The 3,753-nt window shown below is 63.2% G+C and carries 2 protein-coding genes and 2 pseudogenes; 2 read left to right on the forward strand and 2 right to left on the reverse strand.

Annotated elements, in window-relative coordinates; genetic code table 11:
* Together ILT44_RS30005 and ILT44_RS30010 are read right to left on the reverse strand one after the other, a co-directional pair.
* Window positions 1-444: pseudogene (locus ILT44_RS30005) on the reverse strand (AAA family ATPase); the annotation flags it as partial.
* Window positions 445-873: 429 nt separating this feature from the next.
* Window positions 874-1,803, reverse strand: a complete 930-nt coding sequence (locus ILT44_RS30010) for a LysR family transcriptional regulator (protein ID WP_204243262.1) — start codon at window positions 1,801-1,803, stop codon at window positions 874-876.
* Window positions 1,804-1,915: 112 nt separating this feature from the next.
* On the opposite strand from ILT44_RS30010, the gene ILT44_RS30015 reads away from it, so the two are divergent.
* Together ILT44_RS30015 and ILT44_RS30020 are read left to right on the forward strand one after the other, a co-directional pair.
* Window positions 1,916-3,076, forward strand: coding sequence for a mandelate racemase/muconate lactonizing enzyme family protein (locus ILT44_RS30015; protein WP_204243263.1), 1,161 nt, complete (start codon window positions 1,916-1,918; stop codon window positions 3,074-3,076).
* 150 nt (window positions 3,077-3,226) lie between these two features.
* A pseudogene (locus ILT44_RS30020) lies at window positions 3,227-3,676 on the forward strand (tripartite tricarboxylate transporter substrate-binding protein); the annotation flags it as partial.
* Window positions 3,677-3,753: the final 77 nt, after the last annotated feature.

Consider the following 3,753-nt stretch of genomic DNA (forward strand, 5'->3'; position numbering starts at 1 on the left):
CACGCCATCCCCCATGTACTTGGCGACGAAGCCGTCGAACCGTGCAATCGTTGCGGTACAGGCGCTGTGATAGGCATTGAGGATGGCGCGGTATTCCTCGGGATCGAGAGCACTCGCCAAGACCGTCGAGCCGACTAGGTCACAGAACATCACCGTCAGTTGCCGCCGCTCTGCTCCTGAATGGACAAGTGCTGGCCGTGAGGCCGACCGCTCTACACTTCTCTCGACCCGTCCCAGTCTGTCCTTAACGGCAAGGCCGGAAGTGTCGTTCAAGTGGGCAATCGCATCCAGGAGCTTCCGGCGGTGGCCGACCGCAGTAACGCCGAGTTCCTTGAGATCGTCGGAGGTGAGCCGCGGCAGGGTATCGACATCCACGGCATTGTCGCGGAAGGCCTGCTCGTACTGCGCCAGTCCGAGGCTTCGTAGCCACTGTGCGACATCCACGTCCCGTCTCCTGCCGAGAGGCCGCGGCTTGCTACGAGGGTACACCTGGGACACTCATTTATCGAGCGGCATCTTGAGAGCACCATCCCGACTCACTGCGCCTCAAGCCTAGGCGACATCACCGCCTCTGCTGCCGAGATGGCCCCCACGCGCGACGAGGACGACCTGTCCCAGCTTCGGAAAAGGCTCCTGTGGCTATCATCCAATGAGAGCAAGGAAGGTCAGCATGGGGTCAAAGTGTAACGTTGGGCGAATCAAATGAAGGTCCGCTCGTCGCGCCTTTGCAGAAATTCGGCTTACTTCCGCCCCGTGCCATTTGAAGACGTTCCGAGTATATGGGGTCGCCGCCAACCACCAAAATCTGGTGTCTACGGCGACGGCCCCGAGGTGCGCCTCTGGCCTGTGCCACCGTCAACCGTTGGCAGGACCTCAGGTGGGAGAGGATTTCTCGGAAGCGTTGACACCGCCCGCGATGGATTTCCAGAAGGCTTCCGCTGTCGGGCCCTGCCGGCGCAAGGGTCGGATCAATCTGATCTCGACTTCAATCGAGTAATTGCCAGGCCCCGGATCAACGAGACGGCCCGCCGCGATGTCGTCGTGAGCGAGGGTTTGCGGGAGCCATGCAATCCCATCGCCTTGACGCGCCATGGTCAGCAGCGTCGCCGCCAACTGTGCCGTGAGTGTCTTCTGGAGTGAAAGCGTCGGCCAGTTCTTCTCCAGGACGGCGGTCACGATCCGACCGAGGCCGGACTGCGGCCTGTATGACAGCAGGCGAGACGGAGACAAAGGACCTCCAGGCAGCGGCCATTGCGGCGTGCCATCCTCTAGGGGAGCACAGAGCGGCAGCAGAACATCGCGGCCGACCACGACGCTCGTGAACTGGCTGGCCTCAAGGCGGGGCATGGCATCGCGATGGTAGTGGCACAGCATGAAATCGGCATCGCCCCTCGCCATGATCTGTTCGCACGCCTCCATCGTGTCCGAGATCAGGTTGAGGGGACCGAGAGTTCCGAACTGGGGATGGCTCCTGATCCAGTCGGGGAAGAAGACGAACGAAAGCGCATGCGTGGCGGCGATGGAAATGGCCGAGGCCTCCCGGCCCGCAACTTCGAGCGTCTCCTGACGCAACCGGTAGATGTTGCGGGTCAGATCCTCGGCATGGCTTCGCAGAAAGTCTCCGGCCGGCGTCAGCGTGGTCCCTTGCGGTGATCGCACGAACAGGCGCGTCCCCATCCAATCCTCAAGGGACTGGATGCGACGGCTGAAGGCTGGCTGCGTCACATGACGGGTCTCGGCGGCCCGGGCAAAGGTCTTGTGCTCGGCCAGCGCCAGAAAGTCTTCCAGCCAGTTCAGATCCATGGGCGATGCCGATCGTGCATGTCGATCCTCGGTCTTGGCATTGGGCGGCCGCTGACGGGATGTCTATAGGACGTACCCAACCTGGCTCGATCCAGCAACAGGAGACCAAGTCATGAAAATCGTCGAGATCCGCGAAGTCACCGCTCCGATCGCCTCATCGATTGCCAACGCCTACATCGATTTCTCCAAGATGACGCTGTCGCTCGTCGCCGTCGTCACCGACGTGGTCCGGGACGGCCGCCGGGTGGTGGGCTACGGGTTCAACTCGAATGGCCGCTATGGCCAGGGCGGCCTGATCCGCGAGCGCTTTGCGCCCCGCATCCTCGAGGCGGCTCCTGAGTCCCTCCTCGACGATACGGGCGAGAACCTCGATCCGGACCGCATCTGGGCGACCATGATGAAGAACGAGAAGCCCGGCGGTCACGGCGAACGCTCGGTCGCGGTCGGCACCATCGACATGGCGGTCTGGGACGCAGTGGCCAAGATCGCCGGCGAGCCTCTGTTCCGGCTCCTGGCCAGGCGGTACGGCCGTGAGGCCAATCCGCGGGTCTTCGTCTATGCCGCGGGTGGTTATTACTACCCAGGCAAAGGTCTCGACGAACTGCGAGCCGAGATGCGGAGCTATCTCGATCGTGGATACAACGTGGTCAAGATGAAGATCGGCAACAGCATCGCCGAGGACCAGCCCCGGATTGAGGCGGTGCTGAAGGAGCTGGACGGCAAGGCCCAGCTCGCGGTCGATGCGAATGGGCGGCTGACGCTCGAGCAGGGCATCGCTTACGCCAAGATGCTGCGCGAGTATCTGCTGTTCTGGTACGAGGAGGTTGGCGATCCCCTCGACTTCGCGCTGCAAGCGGCGCTGGCCGAGTTCTATCCGGGACCGATGGCCACCGGCGAGAACCTGTTCAGCCACCAGGACGCCCGCAACCTGCTGCGCTATGGCGGCATGCGCCCGGACCGCGATTGGCTCCAGTTCGACTGCGCCCTCTCCTACGGTCTCTGCGAGTACCTTCGGACGCTGGAGGTGCTGAAGGTCGCCGGGTGGTCGCCCAGCCGCTGCATCCCGCATGGCGGCCATCAGATGTCGTTGAACATCGCGGCCGGCCTGGGACTGGGCGGCAATGAAAGCTACCCGGACCTGTTCCAGCCCTACGGCGGCTTCCCGGACGGCGTTCGGGTCGAGGACGGCCACATCGTCATGCCGGACCTGCCCGGCATCGGCTTCGAGGGTAAGTCGGACCTGATCAAGGTGATGCGGGAACTGGCCGAGTAACCAGGCCCAACACAAGGCTCCCGGCCCGGCGCGATGTCCGCATCAGGAAATGCAGACATCGCACGAGACCAACAACAAAGACGGGATCCGGAGCAGGAGGCGCTGCCTCACGGGAGTGCAACCAAACTGGACGTCCACAGGAGGAAACTGATGAAGAAGGTAACGCTTGTTCTTGCCGCGCTCGTAGGTGTCGTCGCCACGGGCGCCCAGGCCCAGACCTATCCCACCCGCCCAGTCACGATGATCGTGCCCTTTGCGGCCGGCGGCCCGACCGATGTGATCGCCCGCATCGTGGGCGAGCACATGTCCCGCACGCTGGGTCAGCAGATCGTGGTCGAGAACGTGGCGGGAGCCGGCGGCACCACTGGCATCACCCGTGGCGCCCAGTCTACGCCGGACGGCTACACCATCATGATGGGCCACATGGGCACCCACGGAGCCGCCCCGGCCCTGTACCCGAAACTCAAGTACGATCCGACTAAGGATTTTGCCCCCATCGGCATGGCCGGTGGAACCCCGATCGTGATCGTGGCCAAGAAGGACTTCCCGGCCAATGACCTGAACACCTTGGTGGACCACGTGAAGGCCAGCGGCGAGAAGTGATCCGCCCCCATTGAACTGGTCCACCCTGAAGTATGTCTTGAGGCTCACAGGAGGACCACAATGCCCAAGAAGCG

Origin of the sequence: Microvirga arvi (genome assembly GCF_016892765.1) — a bacterium.
In the GTDB taxonomy this organism is placed as follows: Bacteria; Pseudomonadota; Alphaproteobacteria; order Rhizobiales; family Beijerinckiaceae; genus Microvirga; species Microvirga arvi.